This window comes from Pedobacter sp. WC2423 (assembly GCF_040822065.1).
Classification (GTDB): domain Bacteria; phylum Bacteroidota; class Bacteroidia; order Sphingobacteriales; family Sphingobacteriaceae; genus Pedobacter.
The window spans coordinates 2,402,960-2,426,428 of the sequence record NZ_CP162005.1; the positions used below are offsets into that span (position 1 = coordinate 2,402,960).

Here is a 23,469-nt window from a genome sequence, read left to right on the forward strand (position 1 = left end):
GATTTTCATATGATAAAGATTGCTTAATGTAAATTAATTAAATGTTCGGCGCAATAACTCTGAACATTGAGCTGACTACCAGCCATTGTTTTGTTTGTATACACCGCCGCTAAAGTTAATCTGATTTAAAGGAATAGGAAAATATTCATCTCTACCCGCTGTAAATCTGGCATCACCAAGGTGTGCAACCCTTGATTTTTCAATATTGAAATAAGCATTCATTGTCTGGGAAGCCATTCCCCATCTTACCAAATCAAAGAAATGATAACCCTCTGTAGCAAATTCCAATCTTCTTTCAAACCTCAGGGCCTGCCGCGCATATTCAGGTGTCCAGTTACAATTCACCCCTGGTTGGTAAAGCTGTATATTATAATTGGAAGTTGCATTTCCACTGGCATTTTTTAGCAGGGTTTTACTTGCATTAGCCCTGCTTCTAAGCTGATTGATCAGTGGTACAGCTTCAAAAGGTCTGTTTAGTTCTATAAGTGCTTCGGCCTTCCATAGCAATACATCTGCATAACGGATAACTGCCCAGTTTTTAGAGCTGCCAATAAATGGCGGAACTTTTTGAAAGGATGGATCATCAGGCAGCACAGCTTCTTTCATACTGGCAAAGGCATCATAAATTGCAGGAGCACGTGCCCAGGAACGCTGAAAAACAAAAGCAGGCTTATATTTAAATGGTGCACCTGGTTTTGCCACCGTATGATCTAAACGGGGATCAAATGAGCTGGTTTGAAAATCCAAAGCTGCCGCAGCATCAGTATTATTGTAAGTAGTAAACAACGGCAATCCATTGAGATCTGTCTTATAAGCATTAATCAAATCATGACTTGGAATATTAAAACCACAGCATCCGTATTCCTGGTTCATTGGATAGTTCAAAGCATGCCCGTAATCTAACCTGCCTTTTGGTGTACCATCATCTTTTGAGTATTGAATAGCAAATACAGATTCCGGTTTATTGTCGCCTGCTGACAGAAAGTTACTGGCATAATCAGTATTCAAGCTGAATTTACCAGAAGCAATAACCTCATCACACAGTGTATTTACCTCATTTAATTTAGCAGCATCAATTCCACTCACGCTATTATTCTCTCCCTGCACATAAGCCTGATACAACAGAACTTTAGCCAAATAGGCCTTTGCTGCATTTTTGCTTACTCTTCCCTGATCTCCCTGATCTACAGGCAGGTCTTTTGCCGCAGCTCTAAAGTCATCAGCAATTTTGGTCCAGAGGGCATCATTGCTCAATGCTTTATTCGAGATGGTTGCATAGTCCGCTTTTTTTGTATTCTGGTCAATATAAGGCACGTATTTAAACAGAATCTTCAACAGGAAATAAAAATGTCCCCTTAAAAATCGTAGTTCTGCCTGGCGTTGTACTTTATTTGGATAAGCACTTTCGGCCACGGCATCCATTTTTATCAGGGCATCATTCGCTCTTCCAACGCCGATATACAACCTGAACCATAATTGATCAAGAAGTGCATTATCCGGTCTGTTCAATGAAAAGGTTTCGAACAAATGGAACTCAGAAAGATCTCCCGGGCCATCACCACCTTTGTAAGTATCGCCACCGCGTACACTTCCATAAGGCCACATACTAGAATAGGGTGAGGTATAATGGTCATTACCAAGAGCGGAATAGGCCGCTATCACCATTTTATCAATATTTTCAGGAGTACTGAGATCATCTCCTGAAACCACACCTTGCGCTGGTTCGTCCAGTGCTTTTTCACATGATGAAAGGATCATACAGGAAAAAACAAGTAGGTAGAATATTTTCTTCATCTTCTTTATAGCTAAGATTTTATAATGTGATATTTAAGCCAATGGTTCCAACAATGGGTACAGGAAATCCGTAATTTGGAATTTCCGGATCCGTTCCTGTAAATGACTTGCTTTTAATAGTGAATAAATTACTGCCCTGAATATATACCCTGAGATTCTGTATTTTCATATTCAGCGCTTTTTTCAGGTTAAAACCAATCTGCAGATTTCTCAACTTCAGGTAGGAACCATTCTCGATGAAATAAGTCGAAGATCTGCCTTCATTATTACGGTCTACCAGCGTTAAAGCAGGTATAGTAGAATTTGGATTAGCTGGCGTCCAGGCATCAAGCGTTCTGCTTCCCCAGTTGGTTCCGGTCCATAACGAAGAAAAATCAGTATAGGTCTTAAACTCGTTCATCACATCTACGTTTACCGCCTGAAGGAAAAAACTCATGTCAAAGTTTTTATAGGTAAGTGATACGTTTAAACCGTAAGTGAATTTAGGACTGTTACTGCCGATAAAATCCCGGTCCAGATCATTAATTACGCCATCGCCATTCAGATCCTTGTATTTGATCCGCCCCAACCCTTTTCCCGGCTGACTGGCATAGGTGTCCACTTCTGCCTGAGAGGTAAACAACCCATCTGCGACATAACCAAAGTAGGAATTGATGGCCCTTCCAAGCACATTTTTATCTGTGCCATTTCCCGGATAGGAAGCTAAAACATCCTTAGGTAAATAGGTTACCTTATTTCTATAGAGAGAAAAATTACCAGTCAGATTGAAACCAAAGTCACTTCCAATTTTATCTTCATAGCTTATGATCGCATCAAGCCCCTTATTTTGCAAGGAAGCACCGTTGCTATAGCTGTTACCACCGTCACCAAGTACAGCCAGGTAACCCGGGCTGATCAGGATATCTGATGTCTTTTTGATAAAATAATCAATTGATCCGGTAACCTTATTGTTCCAAAGGCCAAAGTCAACACCAAAATTAGACTCTTTCAGCGATTCCCATTTCAGCTTGTCATTCCCTTGCTGGATTGAAGTAAAGCCCGAAGGAAGCTGACCAGTACCTGCCCCTTTAATATCATATGCCGTCCCACGGTCAAAATCCCATGTTGGATCGGTACCATAAATAGCTGAATACAAGGAAAGCGTTGCATTGTTTGGAATTTCCTGATTTCCTGAACGGCCCCAGCCATATCTAAGTTTCAGATCAGAGAACAGACCAAGATCCTTTATAAATTTCTCCTCACTCAATCTCCAGCCCAGCGAGAATGCAGGAAATATTCCATAACGGTTTTCTTTACCGAAACGCGAAGACCCATCTCTTCTTAAAGTAACAGATGCAATGTATCTATCGTTATAACTGTAATTGGCTTTTCCGAAATAGGACAATAACCTGTTTCCTGCACCACTCCCACCGTTCAGCGTATTCGTTGTGCCTGCATTAAGATAGGCATAATCAATATTTTCAAGTGCAAGGCCTTGTCTGCTTGCAGAGAATTCCTGGTTAATGTTTTTAATGTATTCCTGGCCAAGCAAAACTTCAATTTGATGTTTTTCATGGGTAACCTTATAATTTAAGGTATTCTGCCAGATCACATTACCCTGGTAGGCTTGAGAATTGCTCACCTGGTTAGCCGGATCAGATAAAAAGCCAGAAGTATAGGATTTTTTAAGTAACCTCTGGTAAGTACCGTTATAATCTACTCCAAAATTGGTTCTGAAGTTTAAGCCTGGGATAAGCTGGTAATCTGCATATGCATTTCCGAAAAGCCTGAAGAAATTAGCACTATTCTGTGTATTGTCCTCAATTAGCCTTACAGGATTCTGTCTGTCGGTCATACCTGCAGCAGGACCTCCCCAACCACCTGTTACCGTATGTACAGGAACAACAGGCTGTTGAACAAGCGAGGCAAAAAGAATATCGCTCGATGGAATAAGTGCATTTTTAATGTAGCTCACCGAAAAATTCTCACCAACTTTCAGTTTGTTATTCAGGTAATTATAATCAGAATTAAACCTGGCTGTATATTTCTGACTTCTTGATTTCCTGACAATCCCTTTGTTATCATAATAACCAATTGAAAAAAGGCTGTTTCCCTTTTCTCCGCCATTGGAAACTGTGGCATCATAAGACTGAATGATTGAATTTTGAGAAATTTCATCAAACCAGTGGGTATCTGCAGGCTTCATAGTTTTAGCAGCATCAATGTATTCTGGAAAAATTACGCTGTTTAATACCGGGTTGTTAAAATTATTATTCCAGTCATATTGATAGATCTGGTTGTTATTAGGATTGACCTTATCATTGATAGAGGCTTGCCAGTAAGCTCTTCCTCTTTCTTCCGCATTCAGGGTTTTTAATTTCGTTGCGTAATTCTGGATGGAAGCAGAGGCATTAAAATCTACTTTGGAGAAGCCCTTCTTTGCCTTTTTTGTCGTAATAATAATGACTCCATTTGCAGCTCTTGAACCATATATGGTGGCTGATGATGCATCTTTAAGCACTTGAATCGATTCTATATCGCTTTGATTGAGCTGCTCCATACCATTTTTGGTTGGAATGCCATCTATAACATATAAGGGATCGTTGTTACCTAAAGTACCAATTCCACGAATTCTGACAACTGCCTGCCCGGTTGGTGAACCATCTGTCGTGATCAGTACGCCAGGTACCCGGCCTTGAAGTGACTTCATTGCATTTCCAGATGGAATATCCTTAATTTTAGCAACATCCACAACATTTACTGCGCCGGTTATATCTTTCCTGCGTTCTTTTTGATACCCCGTTACCACAACCTCGTTGAGCTTGTTGATCGAAATACCTAATTTGATCTTTAAATTGGCAGACTCTGCATTTACCGGATAGGTTAATGGATCGGCACCGATATAAATAAACCGTAAAGACTGCCCTGCAGCTACTTCGATTCTGAATGTACCATTAGCATCAGTCCTTGTAATTTTCTGTGTACCGACTATAACCACAGTAACTGCTTCCAGGGGAACGGACTCGCTATCGGTAACGACTCCGCTGACAGATTTGGTCTGGCCCAATGCCAAGCCAATCGCCACCAGGACAAAAAGCCAGGTGAGGTAAAATTTTCTCATAAGATTTATAATTTGGTTTAATTTTTAATGCATTACAATTCCAGTTTCTATCTGTTCCAAAGACTGACCTTTTGTTTCAGGCATCATTCTCCAGACAAATATTAACTGTAACACCATCATCGCACAGAAGAAGAAAAAGATATTAGCACCACCAAAGGATTCTGCCAGATAAGGAAAACAGAATGCAATCAATGCAGCCATGACCCAATGCGTAGAGCTTCCAAGCGTTTGCCCTTTTGCACGTACCTGGTTTGGAAAAATCTCAGAAATGAAAACCCAGATTACCGCACCTTGCGAAAAAGCAAAAAAAGCAATAAAAAGCATCACATAGATTGGAATCTGAAACCCACTGGATTTTGCGCCTAAAAAGGTAAATGCAATTAGTGCCAATGAAGCAATTAATCCAATCGATCCGATTAACATGAGTGTTTTTCTGCCTACTTTATCAATAATATTGATGGCCAGCAGTGTAAAGATGAAATTGACAATACCGATACCTACTGTAGAAAGCAGTGAAGAATGTGCTCCCAGACCGGCCATTTCAAATATTCTTGGCGCATAGTAAATAATCGCATTAATACCCGAAACCTGGTTGAAAAAGGCAAACAAAACGGCTAGTACGACTGGTTTGTTATACTTACCGGAAAAAAGCCCATCTGCTGATTTATTCTGCTGAATGTCTAAACCGGATTTTTGAATTGAAGCAAGTTCTTCCTCACAGTTTAGCGGATTGATAATCCTGAGGATTTCCAGCGCCTTTGCTGTAGCTCCTCTTTTAAGGATTAACCAGCGGGGACTTTCCGGAATAAAATAGATCAGTACCAAAAAGATAATGGAAGGAAATGCCTGCACACCAAGCATCCATCTCCAGGAAGCTTCTCCTCCCTGGCTTAAAAGATAGTTTGAAAGATAAGAGATCAGGATTCCAAGTACGACATTGAACTGAAATAAACCAACCAGTCTGCCTCTGCGGTGAGCCGGAGAAACTTCCGAGATATAGATCGGTGCAGTAACTGAAGAAATCCCTACGCCCAGTCCTCCCAGAAATCTAAATGCTAAAAATACATGCCAGTTATCTGCTAAGGCAGTTCCCAGCGAAGAAAGCAGATAAGCTGCCGCAACAAAGTATAAAGTGTTTTTTCTCCCAAAACGATCTGAGGGTTTTGAACCGATAAGAGAACCAATAACAGTTCCTATAAGTGCAATAGAGATCGTAAGACCGTGAGCAAAAGCAGAAAGATTCCAGAATTGCTGAATTGATTTCTCTGCACCAGAAATCACAGCAGTATCAAATCCGAACAGAAAGCCGCCAAGGGCTACGACCATGGACCAAGCCAGGACGGAATGTTTTTTCATAAAGAGTTTATTATTGGTTGTGGAGTGTAAGTTGCCTAAAACCACAGGTCATTAACATCAAATTTGTTTCAAAAACATACAAATTATCAACAATAAATAAAGTATTGATATTCAGTTATTTAACAGGTTTACAATGTAAAATAAAATTCAGACTTATGTTTTTGAAACATTCATTTTATACTTTTGATACATCACCTTCCAATTGTTCTTCCGTATCAAGGTCACTTATCTTCTACGCCACGTCTATTTTCTCTACCTTTAATAGAAATTGTTAAAAGCTGGAGCTAACCAAATAAATTTTGCTCAGGTAAATACAGTTCATATCAACTGATAACTATGGTTCAAAAACATCTCTTCCTTACCAGAATATTTATTCTGGTCTTGCTAAGTGCTTTACTTTTATCGTGCGGAAAGAAGAAAAAGAAAGATGCGCAATATGTCATCGCATTTTCTCAATGTGTAGGCTCTGATCTATGGCGAAGAACTATGCTGGAAGAAATGAAAATGGAGCTTTCACTTCATCCCGATGCTCAATTAATTTACAGGGATGCGAATAACAGCAGCGAAAGGCAAATTTCACAGGTTAAAGAAATGCTTGACAAAGGAATCGATATCCTCATCATTTCTCCAAATGAGGCCAGCCCCCTGACACCCATTGTAGAACAGGCCTATAATAAAGGTATTCCGGTGATTATCATTGATCGTAAAATATCTTCATCCTCTTATACCGCCTATGTTGGTGCAGATAATTATCAGATCGGTAAGATGGCTGGTGAATATGTAGGCTCTTTACTTGCCGGAAAGGGAAATATCATTGAAATTATGGGGCTGCCAGGATCTTCTCCTGCAATTGAGCGGCAAAAAGGATTTTCAAAAGGACTGGAAAGATTCAAAGGGATCAAGATCGCTGCACAAATTTATGGAGACTGGCTAAAGCCAGACTCAGAAAAGCAACTCTTGAAATTTAAAGAAGCACTGACTTATACAGACCTTATTTTTGCGCATAATGATCAGATGGCTTCAGGAGCAAAAGAGGTACTCCATCAGCTTGGCTTAACAAAAAGAATTAAAATTATTGGTATAGATGCACTGCCGGGATCAGGTGGCGGACTGCAGATGATCGACAGTAAAGTAATTAATGCGAGCATGTTATACCCTACCGGGGGTAAAGAGGCTATTTCAACTGCTTTCAAAATACTGGGCAAAGCATCTTTTGATAAAGAAAACATACTGCCTTCATTGGTTATTGATTCATCAAATGTTCAGCTGATGAAAATGCAGTGGAATAAATTCAGCAGCCAACAGCAGGATATTGAACGCCAGCAGACGTTACTGGAAGAGCAACGGTCTCTTTTTGATAACCAGCAGTTTATTTTAAACATTATAGTGATTGCATTGGTACTTTCTTTTGTATTTGGTGGTTTAGCTTTTTTTTCCCTTCAGGAAAACAGGAAGATCAACAAAAAACTGGAGGCCAATAACCTGGAGATTTTAAATCAGCGTAACCAGCTGATAAAGATGTCAGAAAAAGCAAAAACAGCTACTGAAGCCAAACTCAATTTCTTTACGAATATTTCGCATGAATTTCGTACCCCATTGACATTGATACTTTCGCCCCTGGAAGATCTGATTAAAAATGAAAAAATAAATGCACTGGCCGGGCAAAACCTAAAATTGATTCATAAAAATGTATTCAGATTGCTCAGGCTCATTAATCAGCTGATCGAATATCGAAAAATAGAACTTGATAAAATGCATATAAAGGCGTCAGCAAATGATCTGACTGATTTTGTCAATGAAATATTGGAAAGTTTTCAGCACAGCGCAAAAAAAAGAAATATAGACCTCAGGCTGATCTCAACAGAAAAGGACATTGTGGTATGGTTTGATGCAAATATGTTAGACAAGGTCATCTTTAATCTCTTATCCAATGCTCTTAAATTTACCACTGCGAATGGAACAATACATTTAACCATCAAGCGTCAGGATCGTTTTATAGCCATAGAAGTTAAAGATAACGGAACCGGAATGGAGCCCGAGGAGGTTAATCATATATTTGAGCACTTTTATCAGGCCGAGTCAAATGCTGCAAGAGGATCTGGATTAGGCCTGTCCTTATCCAAAGAACTGATGAAACTTCATCACGGAGATTTAATAGTAGAAAGTAAAAAATGGTATGGTACAACCTTTACTATAAAATTATTAACCGGGGAAGATCACTTCAGCGTAAAAGAAAAATCCGTTCAACCTTTGCTCAAAGAGGAACTGCATGAAAATGCAAAAATTTATACCACAGATTTAGAGGAGCGCAAAGAACAAAAAAGCAGTGACGCGCTCAGACAACTGAAAGAACAATCTATATTGATTATTGAGGACAATTCTGACCTGCTTTATTATCTGGGAGATAAATTTGATGACGAATATGAGATATTCATCGCTAATACAGGAGAAAGTGGTATCACTTCTGCCTATGAGCAAGTACCAGATCTGATTATCTGTGATGTTGTTCTTCCTGACCTTTCAGGCAGACAAATTTCAGAGAAACTTAAATCCGATGTCCGTACCTCACATATCCCGATCATTCTGTTAACAGCTCAAGATAGCCTCGAACAACAGATAAATGGTATTGAAAGCATGGCAGATGCCTATATTATCAAGCCATTTAATTATAATTATCTCCTGGCCAATGTCAGGAATCTGCTAAAAAACCGATTGTTGTTAAAGTCTCACTATACAAGTGATATCAGTTCAATTGCTAAACAGCCCATTTCCAAAAGTCTGGATAAGAAATTTATCAATGATTTTTCTGGCCTTGTAGAACAGAACCTGGGTAATGAAAACTTCAGTGTTGAGCAGATCAGTAAGACTTTAGGTGTTTCGAGAGTTCAGCTATACAGAAAAATAAAAGCTTTACTGGATTGCAGTGTAAACGATTATATACTGAACAGGAGATTGAAGAAAGCAAGATACCTATTGACCAATGAAAGATATAGCATAGCAGAAATCACTTACATGGTTGGCTTTTCTTCCCCAAATTATTTTTCTACAGTCTTTAAATCAAAGTATGGAATGAGACCAAGTGAATTCAAAAGGAACCAAACAACGAACCTATAAAATTCAGCCCGGGCTTTGCAGCCATCTTTTCATTATTCTGATCACTAACGGCATCACTACCCAGGTCAGCAGGCCAACCATCGATGCTGCTGTAATCAAGAGCCGGGCAACAGGTGCCAGATCTTTGATGAACAATCCGATGGTATAGTATAAAAATATACTGGTTGGAAATACCCCGCAGAGTGTAGCCATTGCCATTTTCCATCGTGGTGGTGGCGAAGGGGACCGAAACCATGCTTCCAGTCCCATCAGCTGCCGGTAGACCGGGGCTTCTGTAAGGGTTGAAGCATAAGCTTCCCATGCTTTAAACTGTGCTGAATTATAAAAAAAGTCACGCTCCTGCTCATCCTCAAATGTTCTGAGAATGCCAATCTCATTGTGCGCTGCTCCCGGAAAAGAAGAGATCATCGCTGCTCCATGCACACCTCCATGTGTAAAGGACTCTCCAAGAAAATGGTGCAGGGATTCTTTAAACTCCTGTTCTTTTCCAGGAAGTATTTTTCGGGTTATCGCAACGTGTATAGCCATATCATACCATTTTCAACTAAAGTAAAAAGAATACTAAATATAATTCAATGATCTCTCCTGTAATTTGAAACACGATTTCTGTCAGTTCAAACTATTTAAAAAAAACACGGCCTCATCCTCTCACATATTTGCAGAAAACAATTGCAAAATGAATCAGCATAGCACAGGCAAATATTCAAAACGAAATCTCTTTATAGGTATAATCCTGCTATTTTGTATATCGGCAATAATATGGTACCGTTTAAGCGCCAATCAGGATGCTGCACAAAATGAGATTAAACAAGAGCTGAAAACAGTTGGCTATTCAGCCCGGGCAGCAATCGTGAGGGAAATTAGTTTTTCTGATGCCTTTAATTACAGAGGGACAGTAGAAGCAGGAAAAATAATCACCTTAAATTCAGAAACAGATGGTAAGCTTGTTTTTTTTGCCGGAGAAAAAGGAAAAGAAGTCAGTAAAGGATCAGTACTGGCAAAAATAGATAAATCAACACGTCTCTCCTCTTTTCAGATCAGCACTGATACTTATGAAAAATCAAAAAGTGATTATACAAAGTTGAAAGAATTACTGGCCTCGGGAAATGCATCTGGCATGGAGGTGGAAAATGCAAAACTCCAGATGCAGAATGCAGCCTCTCAGTTAAATATTAGTAGAAAACAAGTTAGTCAGACGCTTGTTCTGGTTCCCGAAACCGGAACTATTATAGATAAAAAGGTAAATCAGGGCGAATATGTTAGTGCAGGTAGTCCGCTGGGATTGATGGCCTGCCTGGATAAAGTACTGGTAAACATATTTGTAATGGAGAATGATGTTGCTTTACTAAAAAAAGGTATGCAGGTAGTAGTGCATGCAGATGCCTATCCAGGTACGCTGTATACCGGAAAGATAACAGCGATTATACCTGTAGCATCCGCTGCAAAGACATTTCCTGTAGAGATTAGCATTGTCAACAATAAAAAACAACGGTTATTAGCAGGTATGACTGTAGCTGTCATCCTGGATCCTGATAAAAAATCCAAAGCACTGGTTATCCCGCGTACTGCACTGGCAAGAGATAAAAATCAGGCAGCAGTTTATTTAATACACCATTCCAATCAGCCAGTTAAAACTCCAATCCTGCTTGGAAAAACATATGACACTTACCTTGCCGTGTCTCAGGGACTAAAGGCCGGTGATACAGTGATGACCTCAGGTCTGCTCAATGTAGAACCCGGTAAAAAAATACAATGGCTTAACGTACAGCAATAAGCTATTCCATTAATTTTTACATCAATTAATTTATTCTTATGAGTGTCACCGGACTGGCTATCAAAAGGCCGATCTTATTCATTGTATTCTTCCTGATTCTTGGTTGTCTGAGCGTAATCAGCTATCAGAAACTAAAATATGAATTGCTGCCAAACCTGGCAACACCAACTATTACCGTGATTACAGCCTATCCCGGGGCTTCACCAGAGGACGTAGAGAACAGTGTAACAAAAAAAATTGAGGATGCTGTTGCCGGAGTAAGCAAAAGCAAAAAGGTAAATTCACTGTCTTCAGATAATCTATCTGTGGTTTCCATTGAATTTATGGCAGATGCGAACCCTGATCAGGCAGAGCAAGAGGTTCAGCGTGCTGTAAACAGCACTTTAGCCGATTTCCCTACTGGTGTTAAAGCGCCTGTACTGGAAAAATTCAACGTAAATGACCTCCCCGTTTTGAAACTGGCGGTTACAGCATCGATCTCACCTCCGGCATTATATGAGCTGGTGAATAATACCCTTAAATCCAGGTTAGCACAAATTAAGGGTGTTGGCAAGGTGAAGATACTCGGAGGGACACCAAAAGAAATTAAAGTACTGGCAAAGCAGGATAAACTCATCAGTAGTGGTCTGTCTATCACCGACGTTTATGAGACTATCCGAAAAGCAAACACAGATTATCCTGTGGGAACAGTCAAAGACAGTGACGCACAATTCGGAGTTAAACTTGGCGGGAAACTGACCGATACCAACATGGTTAAAAACCTGAAGATCAAAAATTATCCTGATGGCAGCAGCCTGAGTGTGAAAGACGTAGCCAGTATTCAAATCAGTCATAAAGATGAAGAAATCAGTAGTCGCCTTAACGGTAAATCTTCTATCGCATTATTTATCAATAAACAATCCGGAGCCAATGCAGCCGAAGTAACCCAGGTAGTGAGAGAAGAACTGCAGCGCATTGAAAAGGAATATGCTGCTAAAAAGATCAAATTCAATGTAGCTCAGGATAGTTCCGAATTTACGCTTGAAGCAGCACATCAGGTATATGATGATTTGGGTATAGCAATCTTACTGGTTGCACTGGTTATGCTCGTGTTTTTGCACAGTCTCCGCAATTCTCTGATCATCATGGTTTCCATACCAGCCTCACTTTTCAGTGCCTTCATTATGATGTATGCACTGGATTATTCATTAAACCTGATGACTTTGCTGGCTATGAGCCTGGTCATTGGTGTACTGGTTGATGATTCTATAGTTGTTTTAGAAAACATTTACCACCACCTGGAAATGGGAAAAGACAAACGTACCGCTGCACTGGACGGCCGCAATGAGATCGGATTTGCCGCTTTGTCCATTACCCTGGTAGATGTCGTGGTGTTTTTGCCGATGGCGCTGGTGCCAGGGCTGGTGGGTAGTCTGATCAAAGAATTTTCACTGGTTATCGTTGTTTCTACCTTGTCAAGTTTAGTCGTTTCCTTTACACTGACCCCAATGATTGCTTCACGCTTTGCTAAATTGGAAATTTTAAACAGAAAGACAATTTTCGGCAGAATGAGTTTGTGGTTTGAAGCACAAATGCAGCGTATCACTGAAGCTTACGGCAAATTGCTGAACTGGAGCTTAAATCACCGTATTATTATCGGCCTGGTTGCTTTTACTATTTTAGCCAGTTCCCTGCTCCTGCTTACTTCGAACATTGTAGGTACTGAATTTCTACCCGCAGCAGATAAGGGCGAATTGTCCCTGTTCGTGGATATGCAGCCAGGCACAAAATTAAATGAAACAAAAGCCACTGTCGATAGCATCGAAAAAAAGCTGAAAGCTATACCGGAAATCAATAAAGTATTTTCCAATACAGGCTATCAGAATGATGGTTTCAATGAAAAATATGGTGCAAATATCGCAACTATCAATATCACACTGGTACCTGCCGCTGCCCGAAAGAAAAGTTTATCAGAGCTATCAAGAGATTTAAAATCACTTTCTATGACTGTTACAGGCGTGAAAAGCAGGGTTTCACCCATCGGTTTATTTGGTGCAAATGAAGCACCGGTACAGTTACTGATTACCGGGACTAACAGAGATAGTATAAATTCAGCAGCAACCCTTATTCTTAATCAGATCCGCAGTGTGAGTGGTGTAGTGAGCCCGAGATTATCATCCGAAGCAGGTAAACCAGAGATGAAGCTGGTAGTTGACCGTGAATTGATGTCTAAATTGGGTTTAAGCATAGAAACAGTTGGAGAAACCATGCGCATGGCTGTTTATGGCAATGATCAGCTTAAATTCCGTGACCAGGACAAAGAAACAGATACCAGGATACAATTGGATGTGAACGACCGCCATCAAACAGATCAGTTATTGAAACTTACTTTCATTAATAGTGATAATGAGCTGGTCTATCTCAATCAATTTGCCAAAGTGGTTCAGCAATCAGGTCCGTCAGTTCTTGGACGAAGAAATAAACAGCCCAGTATTACCCTGCTTGCCCAGGTGGCTGGCAAACCAGTTGGTGATGTCGGTGAAGCCATCAAAAAGGAGATACAGAAGTTAGCTATTCCTAAAGACATTAAAGTATTATATGAGGGCGACCTTGAACTCCAGGATGATTCCTTCACAAACTTAGGAATGGCTTTAATGGTGTCTTTTGGCCTGATATACCTCATTATGGTTACACTTTATAACAACTGGCTGTTTCCTTTTGTGATTCTTTTTTCCATACCGCTGGCTATTTCCGGAGCGCTGCTTGCACTTGCTTTAACAGCCAGGTCAATGAACGTTTTTTCAATTTTCGGATTGATTATGATGATGGGGCTGGTGGTGAAAAATGGTATTTTACTAGTAGATAAAACCAACGATCTTTTAAAGGATTCAAGTGAAAGTGAGCAGGTTAATCAATCACTTATCGAAGCCGGCAAGGCAAGGTTCAGGCCAATATTAATGACAACACTGGCTATGGTAATTGGCATGTTACCCCTTGCACTGGCCAATGGTGCCTCCTCTGCTTTTAGCAGTGGACTGGCCTGGGTTTTAATTGGCGGATTAAGCAGCAGTATGTTTCTGACATTGGTCGTTGTACCTGTTGTGTACCAGAGTATGGTCAGGTTAAAAATTACCCTGGCAGTGATATGGCTGAAAATTACCTCCAAAAAAATCAAAGTACCAGTCAAATCAGGTATAATTACGCTGCTGATCGGCATTAGCTTTACAGGCCGCGCCAGTGCACAGGATAAAATAACCCTTTCGCTGAAAGATGCAGTATCAACAGGTCTGAGCACTAATCAGCAAATTAAACTTTCAGAGCTTGAAGCCAGCAAAGCAAAATACAGTTTAAAAGAAGCCCAATCCTATAAATATCCGCAAGTGGGGATTTCCATGGAATACGACCGGAATATCAAACCGGCAGTTTTCTTCCTCCCTGCTTTTGGTATCAACTCTGCTTCACAAATTACCTTTGACGACTCTCAGCTGCAGCCTATAGCCGCATCCTCCAAAAATGCCTATAACGCAAACGTTAACCTCAGTATGCCAATTTTTAATAGAGAAGTTACTGGAAATGTAAAGACTGCCCGTTTAAATGAAGCTTTAAACAAGGCTGGAATAGAACTGAGCCGATGGGAACTCGCAGATGAAATCCGCAAAGCCTACTTTAATATTTTAATTTCCCGGCAAAACCTTACGCTCACCGATGCTGCATTAAAAAGGTCTCAGCGCCATTTAAAAGACAGTCATATTTTATTTGAGAAAGGCTACGCCAATAAAAGCGATACACTGACTGCCTGGAGTAATGTTGAGCTGATGGAGATCAACGCTGCCAAAGCCAGAAGTGCCGTTATGCAATCGGGAAACTACCTGAAATCTCTGCTGAATTTCCCATTGGGTAAAGAGCTGGAACTAACCGATACGGTAGGCGTTCAATTACTGGGTGATCAGCAACAGGTCATGGAACAGCTCAGTCCTTCAACTCATGATAAACGGCCTGATTTTAAAATCAATGACTGGAAAATGCAAATTGCACAACAACAGCTTGAAAATGAGCGGTCAAAATATCTGCCATCCCTGGCTTTTGTGAGTCAGTATTCTTTGCAGGCTCAGTCAGATAATTTCAATTTCGATCATTATAATGTGCCCAATAGTTTTTATTTAGGCATCAAATTGAGTATTCCCGTTTTTACAGGGTTTCGCACCAATGCAAGGGTTACACAAAGTAAGCTGGCATTAGCACAGGCGGTTATGGAACGCAGTTTATTGGAAAGTCAGGCCAATCTGCAGCTCAGCAATAACCGCCTGGTTATTCAGGAAAATTCAAAAAAGATCAAAGGCTTTGAACATATCAGATCTGCAAGGCAGCAAGCCATAGATTTTATACAAGCCAGATGGCAAAAAGGCTTTGCTAAATATAGTGAAGTAGCTGATGCAGAACTACAATTAGTCCAGGCCAATAACGACTATACCCAAAGTATTTTCGAATACCTGACCGCAGTTGCAGGTTATTATAAAGCAACAGGAAATATACTTTAAACAAATTTTATGAAAACTAAATTCCTTATTCCCCTGATTTGTATCACAATATCAGCATTCACTGTTCAGGCACAAAACAATGAAGATGTGACCAGCCGGAAATTCTACTTTGATTTTGGAGGCGCTATTGGTGTTTTCATTCCTTTTGACCAGGCCAGTGATCAGAAAACGCTTGTAGGTTCCAATGCCATGACTTATCTGCAGGTTAATTATCACCAAAACTATTTTGCCAAATTACAATTTGGACAAACTACTGTTGATTTTAAATCCCAGACTTCATTCGGAGCTTTAAATTCAATCGTCAGTGCTAAAGCAAATAGTACTAATCTGGGGATGAGTTTTGGTTATCAGCGTAGCTTTGGTAAATGGCAGCCATTTATTCTGGGTGGTGCCGGTGCTTCCTTTATTGACGTTCCGGCCAGCTCTTTTGATGCGAAAACAAATACGATAAATCACACCACATCTTCTGCAACAAATCTATATATCAATGCCGGGGCCGGGGTAAACTTCAAGATTTCAAACTCCTTTATCATCTTTACTGAGGCACAAGGATCCACCATTCCGGATCTGCCAAAAAATTCAAATACGCATCTCAGTGGAATAAGTGCACTGATCGGTATTAAAGCCACCTTATAACTTATAACTAAATTTAATATGCGCTATAAATCCAAAATAGTTATGTCTACTTTAGCATATGCATAAGCACAGCTATAAATTATTCAGGATTTATGGATATCCAGGTTTTGGATTATTTTTATATCTGATTCTTGTCCTGCTTAATCCATACGAACGCAGCTATAATAGCTGGCGTTTTTATAAGCAGCTGGATTTCATACTGGAGTTTATTTTTTGCACAACTTTTGCAGCGGTATTATTTGAAACCGGTATCCAGCTGACCATATTATTGAATAAATGGTACCCTTGGGAAACGCGTATGAAAAGCAGGTTCGGTATTCAGCTTTCCCTGCATATTGCCATTGTTTATTTGTTGCTCAATATATTTTTTAAATATAAGTTTCCGGCCCGTTTCGAATATGATGAATTACTATTGAGACAGACTATTATTGTAGGTGTCATTTGTTCCTTGTTGGTTACCGCAGTTTTTACAGCAGAATATTTCTTTTATAAATGGAACGATGCAAAGTTGAAATCGCTGGAAATGGAACAATTGACCACACAGGCCCAACTTGATGCACTGAAGTTACAGCTTGACCCGCATTTCCTGTTTAACAACCTTAGTATAGTCACTGCTTTGGTAGAAGATCAGCCAGCTACAGCAATTTCCTACCTGGTTAAACTTTCCTCTATTTACCGGTATATGCTTGCCAACAGAATGCACAATATGATTCCACTTAAAGATGAACTGGAATTTATAAAGGCCTACTTATTTTTATATAAGATCCGGTACGGCGAGGGCATTAAGGTTAATATAAAAGACAGTACAAACGTGTGCAACCTTTGTCTTCCTCCACTAACTTTACAATTGCTGATTGAAAATGCGATTAAGCATAACATATTTAGTGCAAATACCCCCCTGAATATTCATATTTACTTTCCTGACGCGGAATCTATGATTGTGGAGAATAATAAAGCTCCTAAAATTATCCAGGAACCGGGTACAAATGTAGGCCTTAAAAATATCCACGAGAGATATCGTTTACTGAGTCAGAAAACTCCGGTTATCACTGATGACCAGCATTTTTTCAGGGTAGAAATACCATTGTTTACCAGTGAACAAAACTTTAAATAAATTATTATGCCCATTGTCCTGATTATTGAAGATGAACTTCCAAATGTACAGCGGTTGGAGAAGATGCTTCGTGTACTTGATAAAAACATCATATTTCTTGAAAATCTGCAAACTGTGCAGGCTAGTATAGCCTGGCTGAAAACCAATGTACAACCGGATATTATTTTTATGGACATCCGGCTGATAGACGGGATAAGCTTTGAAATATTCAATCATGTGACCATTACAGCACCTGTTATATTTATCACTGCTTATGATGAATACGCACTCAAAGCCTTTGAAGTGAACGGAATAGACTATTTACTAAAGCCATTAGATGCTGATAAACTGGAAAAAAGCTTCCGCAAAGCAATGGCAGTTAAAAGTCCTGAAAACGATGCTCATGTATTACAGCTTGTCAAAAATATGCTGGCCAGACAACCGATATACCGTTCCAGGTTCTTAATTGCCCACAAAGACAGGTACCTGATGATCATGACCACTGATATTGCTTACTTTACGATTGAAAACAGGACAACCTTCCTGGTTACCCATGATTCAAAACGCTTTATAGCAGACCAGACACTAGAAGTACTGGAACATGAGCTTGATCCGGAATTCTTTTTCAGGATTAGCCGTCAATTTATTATTTCGTTAAAGTCTATTGATCAGATCTATCAGCATTTTAATGCACAATTGAAGGTTAAACTTATACCAGCACTAAATGATGGTGTAATCATCAGCCGGGAAAGATCTGCATTGTTAAAAAAATGGCTGGATCAAGCTGACAGATAAGCAATTAAACAGCTGAATTAGTTCCTATTTGAGATAGACAGACTCAATCTCTAGTGTATTAGGCTGGTCAGATCCACGGTTTTTCATCCCATAGCCAAAAGTCACTTCCAGCTTCCTGGCATCTTTAAGATGAAAAGCAGCAGCTCCCTCAGACTGATAATAAAGAGGTAAAAATCCCGGGTATGGACGTGGAAGAAGTAATTGCGCATCTTTTTTCAAGCGCTCCAGTGGAATTTCAATATCCGAGAACTCTTTACCCACTAAAGCTTCCGCAGCAAAGAAATCTGCATTTTCAGTAATGAGTCCCAGTTTGATCTTTACAGGTATGTGATTACCAGTTTTTGCACGGATTACTATAGATTTTAACGCCGAAATTTCTGAAGCATTTAAATCAAGCAGATCAGCAAAGTAACTTTGGAATCCAATCAGAGGTTTTTGTTCGGTTGTGTCCATTTTCAACTTTAAAATGGAAGCTCCTGGTAGCTCAGCAGTGATATATTCAACAGCTTTATTCTTCCAATCAGGGTTATATACAGTTATTTTTTGTCTATCAGTGACCGGGTTAAATATTTTGATTAAGGATGTTTTTGGTGCCGAAAATTCACCAGCACCGATCACACCAAGAACACTCTTTGCAGTATAACTATGCTTCTTATCTTTCCTGCTCAGCCAGTAAACACCTGGCGTAACTTTTATTTTTTTCTCACTGGCCATAACAGATAAACGCTGATCATTGATTGCTGTCATCTTAAAATCAGTCCCCAGATCAGGCAGGTCCAGGATCATCACATGGCTTGTCCAGTTAATCCGGGCTACATCTTTATCCGGAGAATTGCTTTCAAAAGGATCCCTGATCAATGCAGCATCCGGCATTACTTCTAATCGCCATAAACCATCTTCCACACGGTCTATAAAATAAGCGCCTGTACCTTCATATTTACTCAGTTCAGAGCTACCGACCCCTGCGATATGCTGTAAAAGACTACTGTTTACGGGTTTTGAGGTTGTTGTATTCGAAAAATAAAATTCTTTAGCGGTGTTCATCTCACTTAATGATTTTTTATGATCTAACCTGAACGCTTCAAAAAGTGTATCTGATGCATATTTCTTAAGTCTTGGCAATTCATGAAAAACCCTGGAAGCAATCAGCAGACTGATTGCTTTTGAAGGTGTATAGGCAAGATTTAAGTAATGTGTCTGATATTCTACGTTGCTTGAAGCTGTAGCCATAGGGTCATAAGCAAACTGCGTTGCCCACTGAAATCCAGCAGTCCTGAAGCTTCTTGCCATCGCAGGATACAGATAAGAAGCCAGTACATCTGCAGCATCAAATTCATAGACCATCTTTGCACGGTTTTTAAAACCTGGAATGGTATCATATGGAATCGTATAGGCAGCAACATTTGGCAAATAATTACCTTGTTGGGTATGCCCGGCAACAAGACCTGTTGGATACCATTGAAAACTATGCCCCTGTACATTTGCTTTTACAATAGCGCCGGCATATTTTGGAGATTCACTGATATTGTAAAAAACAGGTTTCTTCCAACCGGTATTACGAATAGCTTTTACCATCCGGTTAATATATTCAGTTGTCCTTTCCTGAGGTCCGCTGTGTTGCGGCTCATTATTTACCTCTGTAGCAATCACATCGGGATCTTGCTGATAAGTAAGCCCGGTATAAGGATTTTTATGTTTAAAGAACTGGCCCAGGTATTTTTCCTGTGCAAGAAAAGCAGTTTCTTCTACCAGTGTCCGCTGTTTTCCATATTTCATTGAAAAACTACCTGTATTTTCATCTTTTTCTGGGTAGCCATTACCCCAGAAAGCTATGGGTGTTATAATGGTTTTGATATTTCTCTTTTTAAGTTCCGCAAGCAAAAAATCGAATAATCTCAGGTGCTCATTGTTGATCAGGTTTCCCGAAGAATCAGAAATTTCCGTATCCCAGACATGCACTCTGAATGCATCCAGTCCGAGGCGGGAAAAATGATAGACATCGTCTTTGATAGCCTGCTCCACAGATACCCCTAATCTGTTGATAGCGCGATAACCATAAGCAAATGGCGCGGTATAGTTAACACCGAAAAATGCAGCTTCCTGGTGGTTTTTCTCCCAGCGGATCACCCCTTGCTGGTCTATATAAATGCCCTGTTCCACGGTTACAGACTTTTTGGATTGTGCAACAGAAGACAACGAGAAGGCAAGAACCAGGGCAAATAGCAAGTATTTTTTATTCATATCACATTGTTAAGGTATCCCTTTATCACTCACAATGTTAAACAAATCTTGCTGAAGGATCAGCAGAGCCTGATGATTATTTCATCATCCGGTTAAGCTCCCGTAAAAGAATTCCTTTTTCATCATTACTATATTCCCAGAACATCACCCCTGCCAGTCCCTGATCCTTCAAATATTTGCATTTGTACTGGATCGACCATTCATCTTCAAAAGTAACAAACTGTTGATTATGAGGATTGAATAAGTATGCAGCTTTGGCAGTTGTGTCTCTGTGATATTGGAATTGTCCTGAATTGATGAGACTGTCTTGTATATCCGCAAATCCTTTGGTACCTATAGCAGATTTAAGTTCCGCTCCGACAGCACTGCGCGCATCAGGTTTGAGCTGATAGATGTGACCGTAAAAAGGTATTCCCAATACTATTTTCTCCGGACGTATGCCTTCTTTAAAATACCGCTGAACGGATTGCACAATAGTGTTATTGTTATTGAAAGTTTTCGAGGGATATAGCGGGGCCTGATGAAAGGTTTTTCCCGGAGGATCATTTAGAAAATCATACGCCATTAAATTAATATAATCCAGATAAGCTTGTGCCTTATACATTTCTGTATGATCCAGAAAATCTTTAGAACAATCTGCTGCTATGGTCAGTACAAGTTTTTTATTCATTCGCTTCTCCAGCTTATTGAGATCTTCCTTTAAAGCTTTTAGCAATAAGGTAAAATTCTGTTTATCTTCAGGTCTGTGGACATTACCTGCACCGGGCAGCCCTGGATATTCCCAGTCAATGTCAAGCCCGTCAAGTTTATATTTTTCTACAAATGCAACAGCGCTCCTGGCAAATGCCTTTCTGGAAGTATCTGTCAGCGCCATATCTGAAAAATTATTACTGTAGGTCCATCCGCCAATTGAAATAAGAATCTTCAAATCAGGATTTTTGATTTTTAATGTGTTAAGGTTTTTTAAATTAACAGTATCTGTAGCCGCATTTTTCAAATTGATCCTATTGTTCTTAATATTAGCAAATGCATAATTAAGGTGTGTCAGTTTTTCTGGTTTGATCATATTCATATCAACCAAACCATCATAACCTGCTACATAGCCGATAATGACACGACGAGGTTTATTTGAACAACTTGCTTTAAAGGTATTTATACCCAAAAACAAAAAAGATAATATAACCAGCCTGAAAGTACTTCTGATTAAAAGTTCCTTCTTATTTACACCTTGAAAGAGAGTGCTTGATTGATTTTTCATATTAAATTCTGGATTACTTAAATTCAAACACAACTATGTTGCTTTTATAAGCAAACCTACAATAAAATAATGATAAAAATAACTTTCAATGTTAACTCAGCTTTATTAAATAATTACGTTGCGCATATTTTCAGAAACCTTAATATGCTTTTACAGATTTTACCCGGATCTCTGCTGACTATAATTGCAACGTTATTCCAGACTTTGCTTTTTTAGCATAATCCCTTCTCCACATCCTTTTTGGCCAGAAGCAAAAATTTTGATATTTTGGTTTTTCCTTTGTGGTTGCAAGACTGATTTTCAATCACATAATATCCTTCATAATTGATCAATTGTGAAATAGACTTGAATAAAACAAAGCCATTTGTTTTATTCAACAGTGGCAACATTCATGTGGCCTAGACTTTTAATAGATACGATTAGTAGCGATAACTATGTTGATGGGATCAGTAAAGAGTTATAAAGATAACCAATTTTAAAAATTGGTTAATCTCTGTAAACCCGAAATACCAGATAATAACTCTAACGAATGCTCATGATAATGAGCTATTTTTGTTAAAAGCTCGTTACGTTCCTGCTGCAATTTCTCGATTTCGCTTTCAAGTTGAGCCTGATTGTGTAAACAAAACAGTAAGGCCTTTGTTTTCGTGCCAATGTGATGCTTTAATTTCACAAGGCCGACTACGCCTTCATCACGTTCATTTAATTTGACTGTAAGAATACCCATACTCATTATTTTAAAGACAATTAATGTAAAAACTGCCAACCAGGATTGCTTCAGTTTCTCATGCCTTACACTAACATGGAACTACACCAGTCTCCGCATCCCACATCAATCTTGAAGCGCAAAGATTGAGATCCATAAAATAGAAGTTGGAAGTATCGTTCTATATTGTGTTAGCTGCATTAGAAAGCAACCTCAAGAAGTTTAATCGTGTATGAAGTGTGAAGAAATTATGTCTTAGAAGAAAGACAAATGTGCCAATATGAATAATGATGAAGTGCCGTATTCCGAAAGTTTACAATAATGAAAACAAAAAAAAGCCTGCATATTAGCTATGCAGGCATATATTACATATCTGCTAATTTACGGGAGTGGTACTCCGTTAGCTTTTTCTCCTCTCAAAGCCCGGTGCATATCGTTCACAATTTCATCAACTTTTTTAATTCCAGTTGAGTCATAAAAACGATTATTATCTCTAATACTGGTTTGAAGATTATTGTAATCTTTTTCAGTCATACCTTTTGCCATGCACTCCTCTTTAGTCATTTTTAAAACCATGTGATTGTTTTCTGCGACCACTCCATGAAGCAATACATCATTTGTAGATTTAATCATGAGTTTTTGCTCAGGAGTTCGATATTGTTCTGGAATTAGAGCAAGAGAATGATAGGATTTACCCTTTATATCATGATAAACCTGCTTAATACGTTTACTTGGAACATTTTGAGTATTAGTTTCACCTTTTTGTTTACAGCTGACCACTGTTAACAAACAGAAGGTCATTATCAATAAAAAAAATTTCATAGTGGCACTTTTATTTTGGTTAAAAAATTTAATTATTTATATACAAAAATAAGCTGCATAATTGATTTTTACAATAGCACAATCAATGATAAAACATTGATAAATAAATAAATAGATTTAGCAATATAAAAAATGAATCAAATTTATTTATTAAAATTTAAATAAAAAATTATAGTTTCTATTGGTCATTTTGGGACATTTGACCTTTACTATTATAATCATAAATTAAATCGACTGAATGGGTTTTTATTTATAATTATAAT

General features: G+C 39.1%; 14 protein-coding genes. 6 read left to right on the forward strand and 8 right to left on the reverse strand.

From position 1 onward, the window contains the following. Positions 1–75: 75 nt before the first annotated feature. From AB3G38_RS09660 to AB3G38_RS09670, 3 genes are read right to left on the reverse strand one after another with little or no spacing between them, the layout of a single operon-like run. A complete protein-coding gene (locus tag AB3G38_RS09660; protein ID WP_367868281.1) occupies positions 76–1,794 on the reverse strand; it encodes a RagB/SusD family nutrient uptake outer membrane protein in 1,719 nt (572 codons plus the stop codon). A gap of 19 nt (positions 1,795–1,813) precedes the next feature. Continuing rightward, entirely contained in the window at positions 1,814–4,894 is a 3,081-nt protein-coding gene (locus tag AB3G38_RS09665) for a SusC/RagA family TonB-linked outer membrane protein (protein WP_367868282.1), read from the reverse strand. A 24-nt stretch (positions 4,895–4,918) separates the two neighbouring features. Next, positions 4,919–6,250 (reverse strand): sugar porter family MFS transporter, encoded by a 1,332-nt coding sequence (locus tag AB3G38_RS09670; RefSeq protein WP_367868283.1) that lies wholly within the window; start codon positions 6,248–6,250, stop codon positions 4,919–4,921. 336 nt (positions 6,251–6,586) lie between these two features. On the opposite strand from AB3G38_RS09670, the gene AB3G38_RS09675 reads away from it, so the two are divergent. Then, positions 6,587–9,364, forward strand: coding sequence for a substrate-binding domain-containing protein (locus AB3G38_RS09675; protein WP_367868284.1), 2,778 nt, complete (start codon positions 6,587–6,589; stop codon positions 9,362–9,364). A gap of 3 nt (positions 9,365–9,367) precedes the next feature. Here the strand turns inward: AB3G38_RS09675 and AB3G38_RS09680 are convergent, their stop codons facing one another. Further along, positions 9,368–9,892 carry an antibiotic biosynthesis monooxygenase gene (locus AB3G38_RS09680; protein WP_367868285.1) on the reverse strand — a complete coding sequence of 175 codons (525 nt, stop codon included), beginning with the start codon at positions 9,890–9,892 and terminating at the stop codon, positions 9,368–9,370. Positions 9,893–10,040: 148 nt separating this feature from the next. Between AB3G38_RS09680 and AB3G38_RS09685 the strand changes: the two genes are divergently transcribed. From AB3G38_RS09685 to AB3G38_RS09705, 5 genes are read left to right on the forward strand one after another with little or no spacing between them, the layout of a single operon-like run. After that, positions 10,041–11,138: an efflux RND transporter periplasmic adaptor subunit gene (locus AB3G38_RS09685; RefSeq protein ID WP_367868286.1), complete on the forward strand. Its 1,098-nt coding sequence runs from the start codon at positions 10,041–10,043 to the stop codon at positions 11,136–11,138. A 38-nt stretch (positions 11,139–11,176) separates the two neighbouring features. Continuing rightward, entirely contained in the window at positions 11,177–15,655 is a 4,479-nt protein-coding gene (locus tag AB3G38_RS09690; protein ID WP_367868287.1) for an efflux RND transporter permease subunit, read from the forward strand. A gap of 9 nt (positions 15,656–15,664) precedes the next feature. Continuing rightward, complete coding sequence (locus tag AB3G38_RS09695; RefSeq protein WP_367868288.1) at positions 15,665–16,291, forward strand: acyloxyacyl hydrolase; 627 nt, start codon at positions 15,665–15,667, stop codon at positions 16,289–16,291. Between the two features lie 58 nt (positions 16,292–16,349). Further along, entirely contained in the window at positions 16,350–17,405 is a 1,056-nt protein-coding gene (locus tag AB3G38_RS09700; protein ID WP_367868289.1) for a sensor histidine kinase, read from the forward strand. A 6-nt stretch (positions 17,406–17,411) separates the two neighbouring features. After that, positions 17,412–18,179, forward strand: coding sequence for a LytR/AlgR family response regulator transcription factor (locus tag AB3G38_RS09705; protein ID WP_367868290.1), 768 nt, complete (start codon positions 17,412–17,414; stop codon positions 18,177–18,179). Positions 18,180–18,203: 24 nt separating this feature from the next. Here the strand turns inward: AB3G38_RS09705 and AB3G38_RS09710 are convergent, their stop codons facing one another. The 4 genes from AB3G38_RS09710 to AB3G38_RS09725 all read right to left on the reverse strand — a co-directional run bounded on the left by AB3G38_RS09710 (position 18,204) and on the right by AB3G38_RS09725 (position 23,206). Further along, complete coding sequence (locus AB3G38_RS09710; protein ID WP_367868291.1) at positions 18,204–20,420, reverse strand: membrane or secreted protein; 2,217 nt, start codon at positions 20,418–20,420, stop codon at positions 18,204–18,206. A gap of 76 nt (positions 20,421–20,496) precedes the next feature. Next, the gene (locus AB3G38_RS09715) at positions 20,497–21,678 is read right to left on the reverse strand and encodes a glycoside hydrolase family 18 protein (RefSeq protein ID WP_367868292.1); all 1,182 of its coding nucleotides are present in this window, start codon (positions 21,676–21,678) and stop codon (positions 20,497–20,499) included. Between the two features lie 475 nt (positions 21,679–22,153). Further along, a complete protein-coding gene (locus AB3G38_RS09720) occupies positions 22,154–22,405 on the reverse strand; it encodes a hypothetical protein (protein ID WP_367868293.1) in 252 nt (83 codons plus the stop codon). Positions 22,406–22,765: 360 nt separating this feature from the next. Continuing rightward, positions 22,766–23,206 (reverse strand): hypothetical protein, encoded by a 441-nt coding sequence (locus AB3G38_RS09725; RefSeq protein WP_367868294.1) that lies wholly within the window; start codon positions 23,204–23,206, stop codon positions 22,766–22,768. Positions 23,207–23,469: the final 263 nt, after the last annotated feature.